Source organism: Nocardiopsis codii, assembly GCF_036327455.1.
GTDB lineage: Bacteria > Actinomycetota > Actinomycetes > Streptosporangiales > Streptosporangiaceae > Nocardiopsis > Nocardiopsis codii.
This window is the reverse complement of the sequence record NZ_JAUZMY010000014.1, coordinates 110,914-129,748: the sequence shown is the minus strand read 5'-3', so window position 1 is coordinate 129,748 and position 18,835 is coordinate 110,914. Positions and strand designations below refer to the sequence as shown.

At 72.3% G+C, this 18,835-nt stretch carries 13 protein-coding genes; 7 read left to right on the top strand and 6 right to left on the bottom strand.

The window, feature by feature from the left end; translation table 11 throughout:
• Window positions 1-39 precede the first annotated feature (39 nt).
• The gene (locus Q8791_RS15870) at window positions 40-1,485 is read left to right on the top strand and encodes a PTS transporter subunit EIIC (protein WP_330092480.1); all 1,446 of its coding nucleotides are present in this window, start codon (window positions 40-42) and stop codon (window positions 1,483-1,485) included.
• Window positions 1,486-1,560: 75 nt separating this feature from the next.
• Here the strand turns inward: Q8791_RS15870 and secA are convergent, their stop codons facing one another.
• Window positions 1,561-4,407, bottom strand: a complete 2,847-nt coding sequence (secA, locus tag Q8791_RS15865; protein ID WP_330092479.1) for a preprotein translocase subunit SecA — start codon at window positions 4,405-4,407, stop codon at window positions 1,561-1,563.
• Between the two features lie 499 nt (window positions 4,408-4,906).
• Between secA and Q8791_RS15860 the strand changes: the two genes are divergently transcribed.
• The gene (locus tag Q8791_RS15860; protein ID WP_330092478.1) at window positions 4,907-5,422 is read left to right on the top strand and encodes a hypothetical protein; all 516 of its coding nucleotides are present in this window, start codon (window positions 4,907-4,909) and stop codon (window positions 5,420-5,422) included.
• 130 nt (window positions 5,423-5,552) lie between these two features.
• Here the strand turns inward: Q8791_RS15860 and hpf are convergent, their stop codons facing one another.
• The 5 genes from hpf to mtrA form a co-directional block, all read right to left on the bottom strand.
• A complete protein-coding gene (gene hpf / locus Q8791_RS15855; protein WP_330092477.1) occupies window positions 5,553-6,224 on the bottom strand; it encodes a ribosome hibernation-promoting factor, HPF/YfiA family in 672 nt (223 codons plus the stop codon).
• Window positions 6,225-7,136: 912 nt separating this feature from the next.
• Entirely contained in the window at window positions 7,137-7,874 is a 738-nt protein-coding gene (locus Q8791_RS15850) for a ComF family protein (RefSeq protein ID WP_330092476.1), read from the bottom strand.
• A gap of 319 nt (window positions 7,875-8,193) precedes the next feature.
• Window positions 8,194-10,086 carry an LpqB family beta-propeller domain-containing protein gene (locus Q8791_RS15845; protein WP_330092475.1) on the bottom strand — a complete coding sequence of 631 codons (1,893 nt, stop codon included), beginning with the start codon at window positions 10,084-10,086 and terminating at the stop codon, window positions 8,194-8,196.
• Window positions 10,083-11,942 carry an MtrAB system histidine kinase MtrB gene (gene mtrB / locus Q8791_RS15840; RefSeq protein WP_330092474.1) on the bottom strand — a complete coding sequence of 620 codons (1,860 nt, stop codon included), beginning with the start codon at window positions 11,940-11,942 and terminating at the stop codon, window positions 10,083-10,085. The genes Q8791_RS15845 and mtrB overlap by 4 nt, the downstream gene beginning before the upstream one ends.
• 16 nt (window positions 11,943-11,958) lie before the next feature.
• A complete protein-coding gene (gene mtrA, locus Q8791_RS15835) occupies window positions 11,959-12,636 on the bottom strand; it encodes an MtrAB system response regulator MtrA (protein WP_017570965.1) in 678 nt (225 codons plus the stop codon).
• A gap of 430 nt (window positions 12,637-13,066) precedes the next feature.
• On the opposite strand from mtrA, the gene Q8791_RS15830 reads away from it, so the two are divergent.
• The 5 genes from Q8791_RS15830 (at window position 13,067) to Q8791_RS15810 (ending at window position 18,820) form a co-directional block, all read left to right on the top strand.
• Window positions 13,067-14,632: a glycerophosphoryl diester phosphodiesterase membrane domain-containing protein gene (locus tag Q8791_RS15830; RefSeq protein ID WP_330092473.1), complete on the top strand. Its 1,566-nt coding sequence runs from the start codon at window positions 13,067-13,069 to the stop codon at window positions 14,630-14,632.
• Complete coding sequence (locus tag Q8791_RS15825) at window positions 14,629-15,258, top strand: DUF4129 domain-containing protein (RefSeq protein ID WP_330092472.1); 630 nt, start codon at window positions 14,629-14,631, stop codon at window positions 15,256-15,258. Before Q8791_RS15830 ends, Q8791_RS15825 begins: the two co-directional genes overlap by 4 nt.
• Window positions 15,255-16,472 carry a DUF4350 domain-containing protein gene (locus tag Q8791_RS15820; protein WP_330092471.1) on the top strand — a complete coding sequence of 406 codons (1,218 nt, stop codon included), beginning with the start codon at window positions 15,255-15,257 and terminating at the stop codon, window positions 16,470-16,472. Before Q8791_RS15825 ends, Q8791_RS15820 begins: the two co-directional genes overlap by 4 nt.
• Window positions 16,473-16,535: 63 nt before the next feature.
• Entirely contained in the window at window positions 16,536-17,519 is a 984-nt protein-coding gene (locus Q8791_RS15815; RefSeq protein ID WP_330092470.1) for an AAA family ATPase, read from the top strand.
• Window positions 17,519-18,820, top strand: coding sequence for a DUF58 domain-containing protein (locus Q8791_RS15810; protein WP_330092469.1), 1,302 nt, complete (start codon window positions 17,519-17,521; stop codon window positions 18,818-18,820). Before Q8791_RS15815 ends, Q8791_RS15810 begins: the two co-directional genes overlap by 1 nt.
• Window positions 18,821-18,835: the final 15 nt, after the last annotated feature.

The window sequence follows — 18,835 nt, the reverse complement described above, 5'->3', positions numbered from 1 at the left end:
GCGCCGCAGAGGCGCGCGTCCGAGGGAGGACCCCCCACCATGAGTTCGGACCAGACCCCCGTGCCGACCGCCCCGCCGGGCGGCGTGCGACCCCGCAAGACCGGTTCGACGGCACTCGCCGTCTTCCAGCGGCTCGGCCGCAGCCTGATGATGCCCATCGCGGTGCTGCCCGCCGCCGCCATCCTCCTCCGCCTGGGCCAGCCCGACCTGCTCGGCGCCGACGGCCTGGCCGGGCTCCGGGGCATGGGGTGGATGGTCCCCGTCGCCGGCGCCATCGGCACCGCGGGCGACGCGGTGTTCCAGGCCCTGCCCCTCCTCTTCGCCGTGGGCGTCGCGATCGGCTTCGCCAAGCGCGCGGACGGTTCGACGGCCCTGGCGGCCGTGGTCGGCTACCTGGTGTTCGACCGGGTCGCCACGTGGACGATGGTCACCTTCGACGGAGCCACCGGTGATCTGGGCTCACGGCTGGTCACGTACCCGCTGCCCGTCGATCCGGTGACACGGGAACCGCTGACCGACCCGGACTCGGTCGCCGGGGTCGGCGAGATGATCAACCACGCGGTCAAGAACCCCACCGACGTGCTGGGCGGCATCGCCATCGGCCTGATCGCGGCCGTGCTGTGGCAGCGCTACCACCGGATCCAGCTGCCGACCTGGCTGGGCTTCTTCGGCGGCCGCCGCTTCGTACCGATCGTCACGGCGCTGGCCGCCCTGTTCCTGGGCGTGGCGCTGGGCCTGCTCTGGCCGGTCGTCGGCGGGTGGATCCAGAACCTCGGCGAGAGCATCGTCGGGGCGGGCGCCCTGGGCGCCGGCATCTACGGCGTCGTCAACCGCATCCTGCTCCCCCTCGGCCTGCACCACGTGGTGAACTCGTTCATCTGGTTCGTGTCGGGCACCTACGAGGGCCCCGACGGGATCGTGCAGGGCGAGATCACGCGGTACTTCGCCGGGGACCCCGACGCCGGGGGCCTGCTGTCCGGGTTCTTCCCCGTGCTCATGTTCGGCCTCCCCGGAGCGGCGCTGGCCATGTGGCTGGCCGCGCACAGGGAGCGCCGCGCCCAGATCGGGTCGATCATGATCCCGGCGGCGCTGACCGCGTTCGCCACGGGGATCACCGAACCCGTCGAGTTCGCCTTCATCTTCGTCGCGCCCGCCCTGTTCGTGGTGCACATCGTCCTCACGGGCCTCTCGATGGCGATCCTGAACGCGCTGGACACCCAGCTGGGGTTCGGGTTCTCCGCGGGGCTCATCGACATGCTGTTGAACGCGTCCAAGGACAACACCGAGGGGCTGGGACTGATCCTGTTGCTCGGGTTGGTGTACTTCGCGGCGTACTTCGCGATCTTCTACGTCCTCATCACGCGCTTCAGCCTGCCCACGCCGGGGCGTGAGGCGGAGCCCGAGGAGAGCGCGGCGGCCACCGTGCCGGGCGGCGCGGACGGCGGCCGGGAACACCCTGCCCCGGACTCGGACAGGACCGGCTGACGGCCCAGGAGAGCACGAACGCGTGCGGGCGCGCCCCCGAGGGGGCGCGCCCGCACGCGTGTCGGCGGCCGGAGCCTACTTGGCGGCCGCCGGGTCGCCGTGGCACTTCTTGTACTTCTTGCCGGAGCCGCACGGGCAGGGAGCGTTGCGCGCCGTGCCGGAGAACTCGTCGACCGTCTCGCTGTGCCGCTCGACGGTGCCGTCCTCGCCGGGCGCGGAGTACTGGAGCCTGTTCGGCTGGCCCTCGCCGAAGCCGGGGACGACCACGTCCTCGGCCGGCTCCGCCTCGTCGGCGGGCGCTGCCGCGTCGACGGCCTCCTCGTCCTCCTCCACCGCGGTCGCGACGGCCGCCGCGCCGGTGGCTCCGCCCACGCTGGCCGCGGTCTTGGCAGCTGCGGTGGCGCTGAGGGCCGGCTCCTCCTTCTTGCGCACCTGGACCTCAACGTTGAACAGGTAGCCGACGGCCTCTTCCTTGATGGCCTCCAGCATCTGCTGGAACATGTCGAAGCCCTCGCGCTGGAACTCGATCAGCGGGTTGCGCTGCGCCATCGCACGGAGGCCGATGCCCTCCTGGAGATAGTCCATCTCGTAGAGGTGCTCACGCCACTTGCGGTCCATGACCTGGAGCAGGACCCTGCGCTCGACCTCGCGCATGGCCTCCTCGCCGAGCTCGGTCTCCCGGGTCTCGTAGGCGGCCTTGGCGTCGTCGACCACGCCGTCGGCGATCATCTGACCGGTCAGCGTGTGGAGCTCACCGTTCTCCTCGACGAACTCGTCGACGGTGAAGCTGATCGGGTAGACCTGCTTGAACGCGTTCCAGAGCTTGTCCAGGTCCCACTCGTCGGGGTCGCCCTGGGCGGTCTCCTCGACCACGTAGCCCCGCAGGACCTCCTCCAGCATGCCGATGACCTGGTCGCGCAGGTCCTGGCCCTCCAGGACCTTGCGGCGCTCGGCGTAGATGACCTTGCGCTGCCGGTTGAGGACCTCGTCGTACTTGAGGACGTTCTTGCGGATCTCGAAGTTCTGCGTCTCGACCTGGCCCTGCGCCGAGGCGATGGCCTTGCTGACCATGCCGGACTCGATGGGCTGGTCGTCGGGGATGTTCAGCTGGTTCATGAACACCTCCAGACGGCTGCTGTTGAACAGTCGCAGCAGGTCGTCCTGGAGGGACAGGTAGAAGCGGGAGATGCCCGGGTCGCCCTGGCGGCCGGAGCGGCCTCGCAGCTGGTTGTCGATGCGCCGCGACTCGTGCCGCTCGGTTCCGAGCACGTACAGACCGCCGGCCTCGACGACCTTCTCGTGCTCCTCCTCGTAGTCGGCCTGGGCCTTCTCCAGGGCCTCGGGCCACGCCGCCTCGTACTCCTCCGGGGTCTCCAGCGGGCTCAGCCCGCGCGCCTGGAGCTCCTCGTCGGCGAGGAAGTCGGGGTTGCCGCCCAGCATGATGTCGGTACCGCGACCGGCCATGTTGGTGGCGACGGTGACGCCGCCGAGCTTGCCCGCGCGGGCGATGATCGACGCCTCACGGGCGTGGTTCTTCGCGTTGAGGACCTCGTGCGGGACGCCCTCGCGCTTGAGCATCCGCGACAGCAGCTCGGACTTCTCGACGCTGGTGGTGCCGACCAGGACCGGCTGGCCGGCCTCGTGGCGCTCGGCGATGTCCTCGGCGACCGCCTGGAACTTGCCGTCCTCGTGCTTGTAGACGACGTCCTTGACGTCCTCGCGCACCATCGGCTTGTTGGTGGGGATGGGCACCACGCCGACGTTGTAGGTCTGGGTGAACTCCGCCGCCTCGGTCTGGGCGGTACCGGTCATGCCGGCGAGCTTCTCGTAGAGGCGGAAGTAGTTCTGGAGGGTGACCTTGGCGAGAGTCTGGTTCTCGTCCTTGATCTTGACGCGCTCCTTGGCCTCGATGGCCTGGTGCATGCCCTCGTTGTAGCGGCGTCCGGCGAGGACGCGGCCGGTGAACTCGTCGACGATGAGGACCTCACCGTCCTTGACGATGTACTCCTTGTCCCGCTTGTACAGCTCCTTCGCCTTGAGCGAGTTGTTGAGGAAGCTGATGAGCGGGGTGTTGACCGCCTCGTAGAGGTTGTCGATGCCGAGGTAGTCCTCGACCTTGGCCACGCCGGCCTCGGTGATGCCGACGGTGCGCTTCTTCTCGTCGACCTCGTAGTCGGTCTCGCGCTTGAGGCGCGGGGCGATCTTGGCGAACTCCGCGTACCAGCGGGAGTTCTGCTCCGAGGGGCCGCTGATGATCAGCGGGGTGCGGGCCTCGTCGATGAGGATGGAGTCGACCTCGTCGACCAGGGCGAAGTAGTGCTCGCGCTGGACGGTGTCCTTGAGCGAGAGCGCCATGTTGTCGCGCAGGTAGTCGAAGCCGAACTCGTTGTTCGTTCCGTAGGTGATGTCGGCCTTGTAGGCCTCGCGCCGGTCCGCGGCGCTCATCTGGGGGCTGATGACGGCGACTTCGAGACCGAGGAAGTGGAAGATGCGGCCGAGGTTCTGGGCGTCGCGCCGAGCCAGGTAGTCGTTGGTCGTGATGACGTGGGCGCCCTTGCCCGCGAGGGCGTTGAGGTAGACCGCGAGGCTACCGGTCAGGGTCTTGCCCTCACCGGTCTTCATCTCGGCGATGTTGCCGAGGTGGAGCGCGGCGCCGCCCATGATCTGGACGTCGAAGGGACGCTGTCCCAGGGTGCGCTTGGCAGCCTCGCGGACGGTCGCGAACGCCTCGGGGAGCAGGTCGTCCAGAGACTCGCCGTCCTCGTAGCGGTCCTTGTACTCCTGGGTGAGGTCGCGAAGTTCCTCGTCGGTGAGCTCGACGTAGTCGTCCTCGAGGGAGTTGACCTGGTCCTTGAGCTTGTTCAGCCGGCGCAGGATCTTTCCCTCACCCGCGCGCAGGAGCTTGTTGAGTATCCCTGGCACTTCCTATGCGCTCCTCGCAGATCGCGGTTTGCTCCACGCACGTGGAGATCAGATCCAGGCCCGCCTGAACGCTTTCCCGTGGCCGCGGAGTGCGGCGGGGGTTCCTGGGCCCTCGGGCCTACATCCTAGAGGACCCGAACTATACGCCCGCCCCCACCGGGAGGGGCCGCTCGCACGCCTTTCCCTCTGGGGAACGGACGAAACGCCCCCGAATGTTCCCGCACGTCACCACTGGTCCGGGCGGAACTGTCGGGACCGCGCCCGCTTCCGGGCGCCGGGGAGGGGCGCAATCGTGTTCTGCGGTTTTTCCGTCACCGCGCCCGCGTTCCGTCCCACGCGACCGCCGTCAAAGGCGGACCTGATCGGCGGTCGGCATTTTCTCACCCTTTTCACACGATTCGTGAGACCCCGACCCTCTCCGGGTACGCCATTCGTAGAGGGCCGCGCCGTGGCCCCGGACCACGGTGCGCCGAACGCGAACGTGATCCAGGGAGCGACCATGAGGGGAAGCAAGCGAAACCGCGCCACAGGGGCGGCCGGGGCGCAGGCGCCCGGCTCCGCCACCTCACCGCGGAGCCCGGTGGAGGTGCTGGACGACCTGATCGCCGGGAGGCGCCACCCGACGTCCGATCCGAGTGACGCCGCGGACCCCGGCCTGGCCTGGGAGCACCACCGCCCCACCGACGACGAACAGCTCCGGCACGGCCGCATACGCGGGTTCCAGCGCCAGGGCGGCAGCCTGGCGCCGTCCAACGGCCACCGGGGGCGTGCGGTCTCCTGGGTGGCGGTGGTGCTCGCGTGCGCCGGGTTCGCGCTGGGCGGCCTCGGCGTCGCGCTGGGGATGTCCGTGATCCTCCTGGCGGTCGGGGGTCTGCTGCTGGCCGTCGCGGCGGTCGTGGCGATCCGCTTCGACCTCCTGAGCGACGTGGTGCTGGACTCGCCCCGCGTGGAGGCGGAGGAACCGCACGACACCCCGCTGCACCGCCTCCGGAAGAACAGCCCCGTGACGTCCTGAGCGGGCGCCCGGGACGCACACGGCCGCGGCGGGTCCGGAGGGACCCGCCGCGGCGGCGTCGTCGGTGGTGTCGGCCGGTCGGGCGCCCGATCCGACGCGGACGGGGCACGGTCCCGTCCCGGGCCGGACCCTAGTCGACCAGGCGGAGGACCCCGTAGTTGAACCCCTTGCGGCGGTAGACGACGCTCGGCGCGTCCTTGACCTCGTCGTGGAAGAGGTAGAAGTCGTGGCCGACGAGCTCCATCTCCATCAGGGCCTGGTCGATGCTCATGGGCTTGGCCTGGTGGAACTTCTCCCGGACGACGATGGGAGCGTCACCCTGGGTGTCGAGTTCGACGAACTCGTCGGCGAACCTGCCGTCCACCTCGACGCCGTCGATCTCGTCTCCTCCGCGGCGCTGGGCGGGGGGCGCCTTCGTCGCGGTGGCCGTGGCTGAGGGCAGGTCTCCGGGGAGGTCGGCGGTCGCCGCCGCGACGGAGACGGGAGTGTGGTTTCCGCGGTGGACCTTGCGGCGGTCCGCGGACTTGCGAAGACGGGCCTCGATCTTGTCGATCGCGAGGTCGAGGGCTCCGTACCGGTCGGAGGCCGCGGCCTCGCTCCGGATGACCGGGCCGTTGGAGTGGATGGTCAGCTCAACCCGCTCGCAGACGTCGGCGAGCTTGGGGTTGCGCTCCTGGGACACCTCCACATCGACGGTCATTCCCTTGCGCTCCCACTTGGAGAGCCTGTCGAGCTTGTTCTCGACGTGCTGTCGGAACTTGTCACTCACACCGGTGCGTCGACCCTTGACGATGATGTCCATAGGACCCCCTTCATCGCGTGACCGCCGTGAAGGCGACGGCCAGGCTGGCTCTGCGTCCCTTCCGCCGTCGGGGGGCGGAGGGGTGTTGCGCGTTAGCCCCCTTCCGCTGGCGATCCGCTCCTGTGCGGATCGCGTCTCGCTTGGAAGTGCGTATACCCATCAGGGGCACGGTCATCACACGCCACAGGGACGTGATTGGTCGGGCCACCCGAACGGGAGAAAAGGACTTTTGCCGTGTATACGACAAGTCGGTCTTGATGAGGGATGGAACACCGAACGGCGGTGTCCGAGAGGTACCGGTGGGCGGCCCCACCACGGGACCGCTCCCCGCGGGGCGGGGCGGCACGGAGCGCGCGCGGGCGGCGCCCGGGAGGGCCGGGCAGGTGCCGCGTTCCGCGGGAGGAGGCACGACCGGGCGAGGAGGAACCCGGGGCGCCAGGGGCGTCCGCGGGGCGGAGCGGGGTGCCCGCACACGGGGGAGGTGGTGCCCCCGAGAGTTCGCCGTTGAAGGCGAACCCCCGGGGTATGGCATGCCACCCGTCCGGCCGACCTGGTCTTCGTCCCCACATCCGCCTGCTGAGAGTGTCGCCGCTCTTAGACGCGACTACTGCTCTTCTCCCTGTCATGAGGGACATCTGGACCCTCCGCGGGGCAGGGCTTACCTCTAAGGCGCACCGTGATCGGTCGACGAAAAGTCGCCTTACGTGGGCCGTTTCGCCTGCGCCTGGCATCGGCTTGCCGGAAGAGCGCCCCGGTGTTCCCAGGGGCTCCGTATCTCCGGCGCAACCACGGACCCGGACGGGTGCCATACGGTGACCGTAACCTGTCCTGGCGAGGATGTCAGGTAGCGGGCACTCGCCCAACCCACTGGCAACCACCTCAAAGCCTTGCATACGTGGACTTTTCGCCTGTTCACGAGGGTTCGTAAAACCTTCTTGCCCGCTCGGCTCGAAACCCCTCCCCCACCCCGGTGAGGCGCTCGGCGAGGACCACCGCACCGGTCACCCGGACCCCCGCCGCCCTCAGGGCACGGGTCGCCTCGGCCGCCGTCGCGCCCGTCGTGAGGACGTCGTCCACGACGACCGCCGCGCCCCCTCCCCGCCCGCGGGGCGGGCGTTCCGCGACCAGGGTGCCCGCAGCCCGGTTGGCGAGCCTGTCCGCGCGTCCCAGACCGGCCTGGCGCCTCGGCCTCCCCCGGTGGCGCAGGAGCGGCAGCACGCTCCCCGCCGCCGGACCGCCCGCGTGGGCCAGGCAGGCGCGCGCCAGCCGGGTGACGGGGGCGTGCGGATCGCGCGGCGGCCCGCGCCCCGGCACGGGGACGAGCAGCGTGTCCGGACCGACCAGCCCGGAGGCGGCGTAGGCGGCGGCCAAGCGCCCGCCCAGGACCGCGGCCAGGGAGTCGGCCCGGCCCTCCTTGTAGGCGAGCAGCACCCGGCGGTGGATCCCGGCGTAGGGCCCCACCGCCCAGGAGGGCGGGCACCCCGGCCTCGGCGAGCAGCGGTGGGGGCGCCGGCCCCACACGGTGAGGCAGTCCGCGCACAGGGGGCCCGAGGGGCCGTCACACCCGGCGCAGAGCTGGGGGAGCACCAGGTCGAGCAGGGCCGAGACGGCGTCGCGCAGCGCGCCGACCAGGGGTACGGAGTGGTTCATGCCTCCAGGATCGGTCCCGGTCGCGCCCGCGCGCCAGCCCCTTCCCGGGCCTGTGGACAGGCGGACCGGGAGGCGGCGCGCGGACCGGGAGCACCCGCGCGCGGACCCGGCGAGCCGCCAGACGGGCGCCTTCGGCGGGCCATCGCCCGGACCCGTGTGCCCGCGGGACCTCCGGACGGCCCCTCGGAGCTGCGAGGCGCCTCGGACGCCCGGTCGGGGGCCGCGCCGCGGGTCGCGTCGGCGTCGCCGCCGCGGGCGGCGCGGCCGGTCCGCCGGGCCGCCGTGCGGACCGGCGCGGCGCGCAGGCCGGGCCGCCGGATCACCCCGGGAAGGTGGGCGCCCCGCCCTCCACCACGTTCTGCCAGTTCAGGGGGTCGTTGGAGATCCAGATGTTGCCGTCGTCGGATCCAGCGACCAGTGGCTGCCCGGGGGCTCCGGAGATGGTCATCATGCTCGCGACCGGGGTCCCCGCGCTCGCGGCCGGGGTGCCTCCGTCCAGCGACACCAGGAACGCCTGGGCGGTGCCGCCGTCCCGGCCTCCCAGCACGACCAGCTGGTCGGAGCTGCGCCACGCGACGTCGGTGATGTCCTGCAGCTCCCTGGCGAGGGTGACGAACGACCCCAGCTCGACCTGCCCGTCGGCGTCCTCCACGACCCGCCCCACCTGGAGCGAGCGCTCGCCTCCCGCCTCGGTCACCAGCGCGGCGCGGGTGCCGTCGCGGGAGATCTGGAAGTGCACCACGGAGGTGTCGCGCAGGCCGGACACGTCCACCCGCACCACCTCCTCGCCGCCGCGCAGGAGCCACAGGGCGGTCGCTCCGGGCGCGGGGGGAGGTCCCTCCTCCACCGGGTCCTCGGTGTCGGCTTCCTCCTCGGCCGTCTCCCGCTCCGCCTCGTCGGCGGCGTCGCCCTCCTCGGACTCCTCGGTCTCCTCGACCACCCACAGGTTGCCGTCGACGTCCCAGGAGAGCTCGGTGAAGACCCCGTCGGAGAGGACCTCCTCGATACCCGCGCCCGGGCTCGTGAAGCTCGTCACGACCTCGCCCGCGCCCTGGGTGATCCCCGCGACGGTGCTCTCGTCGACCGACACCGCGAACCGCTCCAGGAGGCTGTCGCCCGCCCCCAGGGGGCCGGGCACCCGCTCGACGTCCTCGAAGTTGCCCTCGTCCCAGTCCTCGGCGGACCAGAGCTGCCCCTCGTGCATGTAGTAGCCGCGGACACCGCCCGAGATCGCCCCGGGGTTGACCCGGGACCAGTGGTCGCTGCCCGGGCGCGGCCGGTCCGCGCTCTCGCCGTCGGAGCCCGGGAAGTCGACCTCCGAGCCGTTCACCTCCAGGGTGAACTCCTGGATCTCCGGCAGCTGGCGGAGGGTCCAGGCGATCTGCGCGCCCATGGCGAACTCGTCGACGTCCCCGGCGACGCTCACGTCGATGACCGCGCGTTCGGCGTCGACCTCCAGGGAGGGCGTGGTCCCCTGCGGGAAGGCGGACTCCACCGCGGGGTCCAGCCACTCGCTGGGGCCGCTGATGAGCTTGCGGAGCAGGCGCTCCGGCAGTTGTTCGTTGCTCACCGGGAGGTAGACCGGGTCCGGGACGAGCGCGCTCCGCGCGGGGTTGAAGAAGTACAGGTTGAAGGGGCGGTGCGTGCGCTCGACGTCGAGCTGGCTGAGGATCAGCTCCTCGGGCAGGCTCTGGATGCGCCAGTCCCCGTCGGGGTCGCCGTCCTCGCGGGCGAGCACGAAGGGCTCGTCGAGGAGCCTCCCGCTGTCGCTGGAGACGTACTTGCCGCTCTCGTCGATCGTGGCCACGAGCGAGCTGCGCATCCGGACGGTCGCGGTGAGACCGTCGGAGCTGATCTCCGCGTCGAGGTCCACGGTGTCGAGGTCGGCGAAGACCTTGACCGTGCCGTCGGGCGACCACGCCTCGCCGGTGTCCGGGAGCATGTAGCTGCGCGCCGCCTTGTGGTCCTCCTCGAAGCTGCCCATGTCCTTGAGGAAGCCGCTGACCAGACCCTCAGGGTCGATCCCGGGTTGGGGCCCGGCGGGCAGCAGCCGCACGTAGCCGCCGTAGGGGTCGCCCGCGGTGTCGCCCCCGTCGCCGGGGACCACGGGGCCCGTCGTCGGAACGGTCGCGCAGGCCGCCATGGCGACGCACACCATCGCGCCCGCCAGCGAGGCGCGCACGGCGCGGGTGATCCGGCCCGGTGCGGTCATGACCCGTCCTCCCCACCCTCGCGCGGGTCGCGTTCGGAACGTCCGGGTGTGTCGTCGTCGGCCGCCGGGTGGGGGGCGGCGTCGCGGTCGACCCGACCCTGCCCCCGGTCGGGGCGGGCGTGGCCGTTGGCCGCGGGCTTGGCCCCGCCGTCCTTGTCGCCGAAGGCGGCGAAGGTGCGGCCGAGGGCGATCTCCGGCGGTACCAGGGGCAGGGGTGAGCCGCGCAGCTCGCTTCCGGCCCTGCGGGGCAGGGACAGGCGGAACTGGGACCCCTGGCCCGGCAGGCCCCACGCCTGCAGCCAGCCGCCGTGCAGGACGGCGTCCTCCTTGGCGATGGACAGGCCGAGGCCCGTGCCCCCGGTGGTGCGCACGCGGGCGGGGTCGGCCCTCCAGAAGCGGTCGAAGCACAGGTGCTCCTCGCCCTCCTTGAGCCCCACCCCGTAGTCGCGCACGGCCACGGCGACCGCGTCGCGGTCCCCCGCGGCGGCGACCACCACGTCGCGCCCCTCGCTGTGCTCGATCGCGTTGACCACGAGGTTGCGGAGGATGCGGTTGATGCGGCGGGCGTCGAACTCGGCGAGGCAGGGTTCGGCGGGAAGGCGCAGGACCACCTTGATGCCCCGGCGTTCGGCGATCTGCTCGGCGTCGCCCACGGCCTTCATCACGGCGTCGCGGATGTCCACCGAGTCGATGCCGAGGGTGGCCGCTCCCGCGTCGTGGCGGCTGATCTCCAACAGGTCGGCGAGGAGTTCCTCGAAGCGCTCGACCTGGCTCTGCAGCAGCTCCACGGAGCGGCGCATGGTGGGGTCGAGCTCGTCCCGGTCGTCGAAGAGCAGGTCCCCCGCCATCTTGATGGTGGTCAGCGGTGTGCGCAGCTCGTGGGAGACGTCGGAGACGAACTGGCGCTGGAGCTTGGAGAGCTCCTCCAGCTCCTTGATCTTCTCCTCCAGGTTGCCCGCCATGTCGTTGAAGGACACGGCCAGCCTGGCCAGGTCGTCCTCGCCCTGCACGGTCATGCGCTCGGTGAGGTCTCCCGCGGCCAGCCGTTCGGCGGACTGGGCGGCCGAGCGGACGGGGCTGACGACCTGCCGGGAGATCACGAAGGCGATCAGCCCGATGAGGATGACCAGCAGCACCGCGACCAGCGCGACCGTGTTCTGGACGAGGTCGAGGATCTCCTGCTCGTGCTGGAGGGGGAACAGGTAGTACAGCTCGTAGGCGTGCGTGAGCTGGGCGCCGACCACCAGCGCCGGCTCCTCCTCGCCCTGCTCGGTGGTGACCCGCGTGTACGTGTGGTACTGCTGGTCGTTCGCCTCGGACTGGCGGACCTGCTCGATCAGGCGCGGCGGGACGCTGCCCTCACCGGTCGCCCACCCCAGCTCGTCGCTCACCGACGGCAGGATGACCACGCTGTAGAGGCCGGTGTCGCCGCTGCGGCTGGTGAGCTCGCTGGCGAGGTTGTACAGGAGCCGGTCGCGGTCGCCGCCGTCGTTCTCCTGGAGTTCGGCCAGGGCGTAGTTGAGCCCGGCCCGGTGGTCCGTGACCGCGGTGGAGATCTTCGCGTCCAGCAGGCCGCCGCGCACCTGGGAGATCATCGCGTACCCGAGGCCCACCATGACCAGCAGGGACAGCACCAGCGTGGTGGAGATGACCCGCAGGTGGAGCGAGCGGCGCCAGTTGGTGTGGACGCCGCGCACCAGCGTGCGGGCGGCGCGCTGGGCGAACAGGTAGGTGCGGGTCAGGCCCGTCTCACTGTCGCGCCAGCGCCCTCCGGACTCGGGCAGCCCGGAGGGCGGGCCGGACCGGCGCCCCTCGGAGTCGGTCCCCCGCTCCTCCTCGGGTGTACCTGCGGTCATGTGCGGCCCTGCGGTATCAGGCGGTTCCGGCCTTGTAGCCGACACCGCGGACGGTCACGACGACCTCGGGGTGCTCGGGGTCCTTCTCGATCTTGGCGCGCAGGCGCTGCACATGGACGTTGACCAGGCGGGTGTCGGCCGCGTGGCGGTAGCCCCAGACCTGCTCCAGCAGGACCTCGCGGGTGAAGACCTGGCGCGGCTTGCGGGCCAGGGCGACCAGGAGGTCGAACTCCAGAGGGGTGAGGCTGATCTGCTCGCCGTCGCGGCGCACGGCGTGCCCGGCGACGTCGATGGTGATGTCGCCGATCTGGAGGACCTCGGGGGCGGGCTCCTCGGTGCGGCGCAGCCGCACGCGGACCCGGGCCACGAGCTCCTTGGGCTTGAACGGCTTGACGATGTAGTCGTCCGCGCCCGACTCCAGGCCGAGGACGACGTCGATGGTGTCGCTCTTGGCGGTGAGCATGACGATGGGCACGCCCGACTCGGCGCGGATCTGACGGCACACGTCGATCCCGTCGGCCCCGGGCAGCATCAGGTCGAGGAGGACCAGGTCAGGCTTGGTTTCGCGAAAGGCTTCCAGGGCCTTGTCCCCGTCATGCACGAACGAGGGCTCGAACCCCTCACCCCGCAGCACGATGCCCAGCATCTCGGCGAGGGCGAGGTCGTCGTCGACAACCAGTACACGTCCCTTCATCGGTGTGTCCGGCGCCGGGCGTCAGTACCGCCTCTCGGCGGATTCGCGGCGCCTACTCCTCTCTCTGGAACACTCAAGCGGCGTAAACGGTCGGTGCGCCCTTGCTCCCCGACGCAAGGAACTGCTTTGTCCCCCCAACCTTGCCACCTTCCGGTGTGGTTGGGAGAGTGGTCGACGCATTTCGCTCCGTGCGGACCGATATCGACCACCGGCGGTGTCGGCCCTGGCTGCGCCGGTCCGAAAACCTTCGCGACTTGGCCGGTTGGTAACAGAAAGCATACAAAAGGAATGAAGTGCGTCGGTTGTTGCTGGACGCGTGGCAGGGCCGCAGGGCACGCGTGGAACCGGCCGGTAGGTTGGATTCCAACACGGTAGAAATCGCGCGGATCCGCTCGCGCAGCGTAACCGAACCCCATGGAGGGCGGAGCACATGACCCAGGAGGACGACCACCGGGACACGTCGGGGAGCACTCCCGGCGCCCCTGGCGATGGCGGTTCCTCCGGGGGTGCACCGTCCGGGCCCGGTGGATGGGCCGCTCCCGGGGACACACCGTCCGCGCCGGACGCGCCCGCGGACGGCCCGGGCGGTTCGCACCCGCAGCAGCCCGGCCGCGCGACGCCGGACCACGGCGTGCCCGGGTTCGCCGCACCGGGTTCGGGGCAGCCCGCCCCGGGCGGACAGGACCCGTACGGCCGGCACGCTCCCGGACCGCAGGGGTACGGGCAGCAGGGGTACGGGCAGCAGGGCGAGTGGTACGCCGCCCCTCCGACCGGCCATCCGTCGGGCCCCGCCCCGCAGGGCTACGGCGCCCCCGGCTACGGGCAGCCGCCCGGGTACGGGCCCCAGGGTTACGCACCACAGGGTTACGCACAGCAGGGGTACGAGCAGCACGGGTACGGGCCGCAGGCGTACGGGCAGCAGCCCGGGCCGCAGGCCGGATACGGCGCGCCCCTCCCCCACGGCGGCCCGCGCGCGCCCAAGCCCGGTGTCGTCCCGCTCCGCCCCCTGAGCCTCGGCGACGTCTTCAACGGCGCCTTCGGGCTCATCCGGAGCAACCCCAAGACCACCGTCGGCCTCTCGCTGGTCGTCATGGCGGTCGCCGCCGTCCTGACCTCCCTGGCGTCGGCCTGGTACCTGGACGACTACGGCACCTGGATGGACGAGGTCTTCGCCGACCCGACCGCCATCGACCCCGACGCGCCGCTGTTCCCCGGCTCCCCCGTCACCTTCATCCTGATGTTCGCGGGCGAACTCGTCATCTACCTCGGCGGGTTCGTCCTCCTGGGCCTGCTCGCGGCCGCGATCGGCATGGCCGTCCTCGGCCACCGCCTCACGCCGCGCCAGGCGTGGGAGGCAGCCCGCGGGCGGATCGGCGCCATCATCGGCCTCGCCCTGATCAAGCTGGCCATCCAGTTCGTCATGTGGGTCGCCTTCGTCGTGGTGGCGACGCTGTCGATGGTCCTCGGCATCGTCGTGGGCATCGAGGGGGGACCGGCCGGCGGCATCGTCGTCGGCCTCCTGGTGTTCCTGCTGGGCTCCGCGGCCCTGGTGGCCCCGAGCACGTGGATCTGGGTCCGGCTCTACTACGCGATGCCGATGATCGTGCTCGAACGCCTCGGCCCGGGCCAGGCCATGGCCCGCTCGTGGCGCCTGTCCCAGGGGCAGTGGTGGCGCACCTGCGGCTACTGGCTGCTGACCCTGGTCATCGTCTTCTTCGTCAGCTCGATCCTCAACATGCCGTTCGGCATCGCCGCCGGCGCGTTCTCCTTCGTCGACCCGGCCGCGACCTGGACCGCCGTCGCCGCCGCCGCCCTCACCTACGTGGGCACGGTGGTGGTCTACGCGATCACCCAGCCCTTCTCGGCGGGCGTCAACACCCTGCTCTACGTCGACCTGCGCATGCGCCGTGAGGGCCTCGACCTGAAGCTGCACCACGCCTCGCAGGCGGGCTACGAGGCCGGGCCGGAGATCTACCTGCCGGAGCCGCGGACGTGAGCCTCCACCTCTCGGCCCCCGGCGAGGTCACCCGGGAGGAGGGCCGCAGGCGCGCCGTCGAGGAGCTGAGCGACCCCCTGTACGGGGAACAGGAGCCGAGCCTCGTCGACCGGTTCCTCGACTGGCTCGCCGGCCTCATCGACGGGTTGGCCGACGCGGGGTCCGGGTTCGTCGGTGGCTGGGTGGTCCTCGGGCCGCTCCTCCTGGTCGTCGCCGCCCTGGTGGTCTGGCTGATCATCTGGCTGCGGCCCTCACGGAGCCGTGCCTCGGGCCCGCCGGTGCACGAGGGCGCCGTCCTGTCCGCGGCCGACCACCGGGCCGCCTCCGACCGCCACGAGGCCGCGGGCGAGTACGCCGCCGCCGTCGCCGAACGGCTGCGCGCCGTCAGCGTCGACCTGGAGGAGCGGGCGATCGTCGCCCCGCGCGCCGGGCGCACGGCCACCGAACTGGCCGCCGAGGCGTCCGTGCTGCTGCCCGGCGAGGCCGACGGCCTGCGCGAGGGCGCACGGATCTTCAACGACGTGGCGTACGGCGACCGCTCCGCGACCGCCGACTCGGCGCGGACCATGCGCGAACTGGACACGCGGCTCAGGGCCGCCCGCCCCGCCGAGGAGGCGCGAGGATGACGGACACCGCCCCCGCAGCGCCGCCGACGGCGCCCGCCCCCGCTCCTCCCCGCGACGCGGCTCCGGACGTTTCGCGGGCGCTCAGGGCGTGGCGCTCCGCTCGCACGCCCGTCGCCGTGATCACCGCGCTCGTGGTCGTGTCGGTGCTGCTCTCCCTGGGCACGGAGCGGTTCCCCACCGGCTACCTGGAACCCGGATCGGTCTCCCCGGACGGCACGCGCGCCCTGGTCAACGTCCTGGGCGAGGACCGGGACGTCGACGTCGTCCGCTCCTCGGCCGCCGCGGGCGAGGCCGTCGGGCGGTCCGGAGGCGACACCGTCCTCGTCGTGTTCCTCGACCACCGGCTGCTGCCCGCCGAACTGGAGGAGCTGGCCGCCCTCGACACGGACACCGTCCTGGTGCAGCCCTCCGTGGCCTCCCTCGCGGCGTTCGCCCCCGGGGTCGAGGTCACCGGCCGGGAGGTGCCCGACAACTTCCTGGAGAGCGCGTTCTCCCCCGAGTGCGACCTGCCCGCCGCCGAGGCTGCGGGGAACGCCACCGTCGGCGGTGAGCTCTACACCGCTCCGGCCGAGGCGGACACCACCGGCTGCTACCCCGGCGGGAGCGGCGACGCCCTCCTCCGGGTGGACGGGGGCGGGACGACCACCACGGTGCTCGGCACGGGGCGTCCGCTGACCAACACCGCGCTCGACACCGGGGGCAACGCCGCGCTGGCGATGAACCTCATGTCCGCCGAGCACGTGGTGTGGCTGCGCCCGGACCCGCCCCAGCAGGAGGGCGGCGCCACCCTGTGGGAGCTGGTCCCCCCGGGACTGCGCTGGTCCCTGGTACCCCTGGTCGCCACCCTGCTGCTGCTCGCCCTGTGGCGGGGCCGCAGGATGGGCGCCCTGGTCCCCGAGTCGCTCCCCGTCGTGGTGCGCGCCTCGGAGACCACCGAGGGACGCGCCGGCCTGTACCAGGCGCGCAAGGCCAGGGACCGGGCCGCGTACGCCCTGCGATCGGGTTTCCTGGAGCGGACGGTGCCCAAACTCGGCCTGAGCGCCGAGACGGCTCCGGAGGCGGTCGTGGAGACCGTCGCGGCCAGGACCGGCGACGACCCCGGACACCTGCGTGTCCTGCTCTACCCGGACGGGCACGACCCGTACGCGGCGGACGACGACTCGCTCGTCCGGCTCGCCGACGAACTCGACGAGCGCACCCGGAGGCTCCGGTGACCCCCGCGGCGCCCGGCCCCGCCCCAAGACAGTGATCGACGAGGTAAGAGAGGTAGACGGCACGTGAGCGCCTTCACACCCGAGGCATCGCCATCCGCCGACGAGGCACGTGCGGCGCTGGTCGCCCTGCGCCGCGAGGTGGCCAAGGCGGTCGTGGGCCAGGACGAGACGGTGACCGGCCTGGTCGTGGCGCTGTTGTGCCGCGGCCACGTGCTGATGGAGGGCGTGCCCGGTGTCGCCAAGACACTGCTGGTGCGCACCCTCTCCGCGGCCCTGTCCCTGGACCACAAGCGGGTGCAGTTCACGCCCGACCTGATGCCGGGCGACGTGACGGGTTCGCTGGTCTACGACCAGCACACGGCGAAGTTCGAGTTCCTCAAGGGGCCGGTCTTCACCAACCTGCTGCTGGCCGACGAGATCAACCGGACGCCTCCCAAGACCCAGGCGTCGCTGCTGGAGGCCATGGAGGAGCGGCAGGTGACGGTGGAGGGCGACCCGGTCGCGCTGCCGGACCCGTTCATGGTGGCCGCCACCCAGAACCCGGTCGAGTACGAGGGCACCTACCCCCTGCCCGAGGCACAGCTGGACCGGTTCCTGCTCAAGGTGACCGTCCCGCTGCCCCAGCGGGCCGCCGAGGTGGAGATGCTGGGCCGCCACGCGGCCGGTTTCGACCCCGGCGACCTGGCCGCCGCCGGGGTGACCCCGGTGGCGGGGGCGGCCGAGCTGCGTGCGGCGCGCGCGGCGGTGCAACAGGTGCGGATCGCACCCGAGGTGCTCGGCTACATCGTCGACCTGTGCAGGGCCACCCGGCACTCCCCGTCGCTGCAGCTGGGCGCGTCCCCTCGCGGCGCCACGGCACTCCTGCGCACCAGCCGCGCGTGGGCGTGGCTGTCGGGCCGCGACTACGTCATCCCGGACGACGTGAAGGCCCTCGCCAAGGGCACCCTGAGGCACCGGATCGCGCTGCGCCCGGAGGCCGAGCTGGAGGGGGCGACCACCGACGGAATCCTGGACGGCGTGCTCGCCTCCGTCCCGGTGCCGCGCTGATGGTGGTCACCGGCAGGGCGGTCCTGCTGGCGTTCCTCGCGACGGTCGCGGTGGCGTTGTCCGGCCTGGTCGGCGCCTGGGCCACCGCCGCGGCCCTCGTGCTGCTCGCGGCGCTGGTCGTCGCCGACGTGTGCCTGGCGGCGAGCCCGGCGGCGCTGCGGCTGTCCCGGGAGGGCGACTCCTCGCTGCGCCTCGGCGAGTCCGCCGCGGTGCGGGTGACGGTCGCCAACCCGACGCGGCGCAGGCTCCGCGGCTCGGTGCGCGACGCGTGGCCTCCGAGCGCGCACGCGGCGCCGCGCCGGCAGCCGGTGCGCGTGGACGCGGGCGAGAGGCGCCGGGTGACGACGACCCTGACCCCGACCCGCCGCGGCGACGCCCGCGCCGCGGGGGTGACCGTGCGCAGCATCGGCCCGCTGGGGCTGGCCGGCAGGCAGCGGACGCTGCCCGCCCCGTGGACCGTGCGGACGCTGCCCCCGTTCCACAGCCGCCGCCACCTCCCGGGCAAGCTCTCGCGGCTGCGCGAGCTGGAGGGCCAGCACACGGCGATGGTGCGAGGGCAGGGCAGCGAGTTCGACTCGCTGCGCGACTACGTGCCCGGCGACGACGTGCGGTCGATCGACTGGCGGGCCACCGCCCGCAACGACGGCGTGGTGGTGCGGACGTGGCGCCCGGAACGGGACCGTCGCATCCTCATCGTGCTGGACACGGGGCGCACCTCGGCCGGCCGGGTGGGGGACACGCCCCGGCTGGACCACGCGATGGACGCCGCGCTGCTGCTGGCCGCGCTGGCCGGCCGGGCGGGCGACCGGGTGGACTTCATGGCCTACGACCGTCGTACGCGCGCACAGGTGCGCTCGTCCGGCCGAGGCAGCCAGGTGAACCGGATCGTGGAGGCCATGGCCCCGCTGGAGGCGGAGCTGGTGGAGTCCGACCCTGCCGGGCTGGTGGGGACCGTCCTGGGCACCCAGGGGCGGGCCCGGCGGCTGGTGGTGCTGCTGACCGACCTGAACGCGGCGGCGCTGGAGGAGGGGCTGCTGCCGAAGCTGCCCCTGCTGACGTCGCGCCACCTGCTGCTCATCGCGGCCGTGCGGGACCCGGCGGTCGACGAGATGGCCGGGGAGCGCGGCGGCGCGGAAGCCCTGTACCGGGCCGCGGCGGCCGAGCGGACCCTGAGCGAGCGGCGGCGGGTGACCGCCGAGCTCCGCCGGATGGGCGTGGAGGTGGTCGACGCCAGCCCCGAGCACATCGCGCCCGCGCTCGCGGACGCGTACATCAACCTCAAGGCGCAGGGCCGGCTGTAGGCCCCGCCCGTCCGA